The 3,612-nt window shown below is 72.0% G+C and carries 4 protein-coding genes; 2 read left to right on the top strand and 2 right to left on the bottom strand.

From position 1 onward, the window contains the following. Both ACFQ3T_RS35215 and ACFQ3T_RS35220 read left to right on the top strand, forming a co-directional pair. Positions 1 to 185, top strand: a 185-nt coding sequence (locus ACFQ3T_RS35215) for a hypothetical protein (protein ID WP_380730237.1), incomplete at its 5' end; no start/stop codon positions are given. Further along, positions 182 to 979, top strand: coding sequence for an ESX secretion-associated protein EspG (locus ACFQ3T_RS35220; RefSeq protein ID WP_380730239.1), 798 nt, complete (start codon positions 182 to 184; stop codon positions 977 to 979). The genes ACFQ3T_RS35215 and ACFQ3T_RS35220, both read left to right, overlap by 4 nt. 46 nt (positions 980 to 1,025) lie before the next feature. On the opposite strand, the gene phoU is transcribed toward ACFQ3T_RS35220, so the two are convergent. Further along, positions 1,026 to 1,691, bottom strand: a complete 666-nt coding sequence (phoU, locus tag ACFQ3T_RS35225) for a phosphate signaling complex protein PhoU (protein WP_380730242.1) — start codon at positions 1,689 to 1,691, stop codon at positions 1,026 to 1,028. 81 nt (positions 1,692 to 1,772) lie between these two features. Then, on the bottom strand, positions 1,773 to 3,612 hold a 1,840-nt coding region (locus tag ACFQ3T_RS35230; protein ID WP_380730244.1), incomplete at its 5' end, for an LCP family protein.

The following is a 3,612-nucleotide window of genomic DNA, read 5'->3' on the forward strand; positions in this document are numbered from 1 at the left end:
CCGGCGCGGGCGCGGCGGGTGGCGGTGGCGTCGGCGCGGCCGGCATGGGCGCGGGCATGGGCGCCGGTGGCGGGCGCGGCCAGGGTGACGAGGACAAGGAGCACAAGTCCGCGTCGTACCTGGTCGAGACCGAGGACGTCTTCGGTGACGGCACCATGGTCGCCCCGCCGGTCATCGGCGGGTGAGCGTGTTCTCGTTCGCCCTGTCCTACGCGGCGGCCGACATGCTCTGGGAAGACCTGAAGCTCGGCAGCCGCCCGTACCCGTTCGAGTTCCCCTACCTCGGGCACACGATCGACGAGCGGCGCGGCATCCGCAACGCCGTCTACCGCGACCTGGAGTCGCGCGGCCTGGCCCACCGCGGCCGGGCCGCGCCCCAGGTCGAGGAGGCGCTGACCTTGTTGGTGCGCTTCGACTACTCGCTCAACGCGGTCGCGTCGCTCGACGCGCGCAACGTGGAACGCCAACTGCTGGCCCGCGCCGGCGCGGCGGGTGAGAACGCGGTGCTCGCCGTGATGGACGACCGCCAGATCAAGGTGCAGACGTTGCGCGCGCCCGCGCTGGTGCGCGCGGTCGTGGACCTCGTCCCCGGCTCACGCCCCGGCCCCGGCCAGTCGATCACGGTGCCGATGCCGACGTCGGCGCCGCCGCCACCGCCGCGCCGGGACGAGGACTTCGGCAGCACCACGTTCACCCGGGCGATGGCGCCGCGTTCCACGGCGTCCAGCCAGGTCCGGGCGCTGGAAGCGGTGTTCGAGCGGCCTCGGCTGCGGGCCGGCCAGTTCGGCGTCACGGTGCGCGGCAGGCACGGCCGGGAGCAGCGCGCGCCGCAGGTCGCCTGGTTCGACAACGACCAGGGCCGCTACATGTCGCAGACGCGGCAGGGGCCGGACGGCCAGAAGTGGCTCACCCACGCCCCCGCGGACAACGCGCGCATCGCCGCCCAGCTCACGCAGGAGCTGAACGGCCTCCTCACCTAGCCGGCGGAGCCGGTCGGACCCCCGACCGGCTCCGCCGCGGGAGATTTCAGCTGCCGTCGCCGCCGCCGTAGCCGGGCATCCGGCCGGTGACGACGAAGACGGTGCGCTTGGCCACCGACACCGCGTGGTCGGCGAAGCGCTCGTAGAACCGGCCCAGCAACGTGGTGTCGACCGCGGACGGCACGCCGTGCGCCCAGTCCTTGTCCATGATCACCGTGAACAGGTGCCGGTGCAGGTCGTCCATCGCGTCGTCGGCGTCCTCCAACGACCGGGCCCGCGCCACGTCCTGCGTGCGGATGATGTCGGTCGCCTCGCGCGCCAGCTCCACGGCGATGCGGCCCATCTCGGCGAAGTACGGCCGGACGGTGTCGGGCAGCACCTGGTTCGGGTGCCGGCGCCGGGCCGCCTTCGCCACGTGCAGCGCCAGGTCGCCCATCCGCTCGACGCTCTCCGCCGCGTGGATCACCGCGAGCACGATCCGCAGGTCGGTCGCGACGGGCGCCTGCAGCGCGAGCAGCGCGTACGCCTGGTCCTCGATGTCCGCGCGCACGTCGTCGATCTTGGCGTCGTCCCCGATCACCTGCTCGGCGAGGGCGAGGTCCGCCCCGAGCAGCGAGGCGGTCGCCCGCTCCATTGCGTCGCCCGCCATCCCGCACATGTCGGCGAGTTGGTCGGCGAGTTGTCCGAGCTGGTCGTGGTAGGCCTCACGCATGGGCGTCAGCCTACGTGCAGGTCATCGCGGTAGCGACCCGCCCTGGTGAACCGGGGGTGAACCCGGAACGTCCAGTCGGGCTCACGCGCACGGGTCCTTGCCGGCGTTCACGACGGGGATGTCCGTGGGCGTCGGGGTCGTGCCGGCTTCGCCCCCACCGGCCTGCGGCGCGCGGATGACGCCGTCCCAGCCCGGCCCGATCAGCAGCTGGACCGCGCCGCCCATGTAGGTCTCGTACACCAGCGTCGCGCCGGGCACGGACGCGCCGAGCGTCGCCGCGGCGTCCTCGCCACCGGGCCCGTACTTGATGACGGTCTTGTCGGTGGCCGGGGCGTCGCCGGAGATGACCACCTTGTACCCCAGCTCCCGAAGCTCGCCGGTGGCGATGCGGGCCGCGCCGGCCGCGTCCGGGTCGCCGTTGCGGACCTGGATCTGCAGGCCGTTGTGGTCGACGACCTTGCCCTGCTTGGGGCCCGTCGGCTGCGCCTGGGCCTGGTTCGGGTCGGCCGGCGTGTCGTCCGGGGTCTCCTCCGGCAACGGCGTGCCGTCGATGATCGCCTGGAACAGCTTCTTGGTCTCGGCTTCCTTCAACAACTCGAGGTTGTCGTGGGTCTCCAGCGTCTCGCCCTCGGCCGTCTCGTGCGGGACCGTGACGAAGCTGACCCGGCCCGCTTCGAGGCTCTGCAACGACTGCGCCAACGTCAGCATGTCGTTCACGCCGATGTTCTGGCCCACGGTGGACGCGGCGAACGCGTTGAGGAAACCGTTGAGCTTGCCCGGGTTCAGCAGGATCTCCGACGACAGGGCCTTGCGCAGCAACGCGGACAGGAACTGCTGCTGCCGGGCGACGCGGTCGAAGTCGGTCTTCGACTCGCCCTCGACCTTGCGGGCGCGCACGAAGTCGAGCGCCTTGGTGCCGTCGACCTCGTGCCGGCCCGGCTTGTCGAAGATGACGCCGAGCTCTTCGTCGTCCATCGGCTTCTGCACGCACACCTCGACGGTGCCGATGGCGTCGACCATCCCCTTGAAGCCGTTGAAGTCCACGCTGATGAAGTGGTTGATGTCCAACCCGGTCAGCTCGGTCATGAACGCGCTGACGCACTTGGGCCCGCCGACCGCGTACGGCTCGTTGGCCTTGACGTTCTCGGCCCGCTCGAACTGCTCGCCGGTGTACTCGCCGGTGGCGGGGTCCCAGCCCTCGCACGTCGGGCGCGTGATCAGGAGGTCGCGCGGCACGGAGACGACGACCATGCGCTTCCGGTCGGCCGGGATGTGGGCCAGCATCAGCACGTCCGAGCGCGCGCCCGGTTCGGCGCTCACGTCGCCGACGCCGTCCTGCGGCTTGGCGCCCGCCCGGCTGTCCGAGCCGACGATGAGGAAGTTCTCGTCGCCGTGCTGCTTCTCGGCCTGGTGGACGGCGGCCGAGTTCGAGTTCAGCGCGTCGATCTCGGTGATCTTGCTGTCGATGTAGAGCATCGCGGCCCAGCCGAGGCCCGTGGACACGAACACCAGCACGGCGGCCGTCAGCGCGACGGCCTTGACCGTGCGGACGATCTTGCTGTGCTTGGCGGTGCGGCCGCGGCGGCGCGGGCCGTCCTCCTCGGGGACGTCGACCGGGGACGCGTACTCGGTGGCGTCCTCGTCGTGGTCGGCCTTCCACGGCATGAGCTTCTGGCGGCGCTCCTTGCGGATGCGCTCCTGCTCGGCGAGTTCGTCGTGGACGGCGGAGAAGCGGGCCAGGGTGTGGTCGACCTCGCGACGCTTCTTGACGTCGTCGCTGATCGCTTCCATCTCGGTGGTGAGGCTGGCCGGGTCGATGGCCTCGCGCGGCTCGGGCCCGGCGGCGCCGAGGCGGTCGGCGATCACCACGGGCGCCTGGCCGGGCGCCGGCACCGGTGCGGGTGCGGGTGCGGCGTCGTCG

Origin of the sequence: Saccharothrix hoggarensis (genome assembly GCF_042678885.1) — a bacterium.
Taxonomy (GTDB): domain Bacteria; phylum Actinomycetota; class Actinomycetes; order Mycobacteriales; family Pseudonocardiaceae; genus Actinosynnema; species Actinosynnema hoggarensis.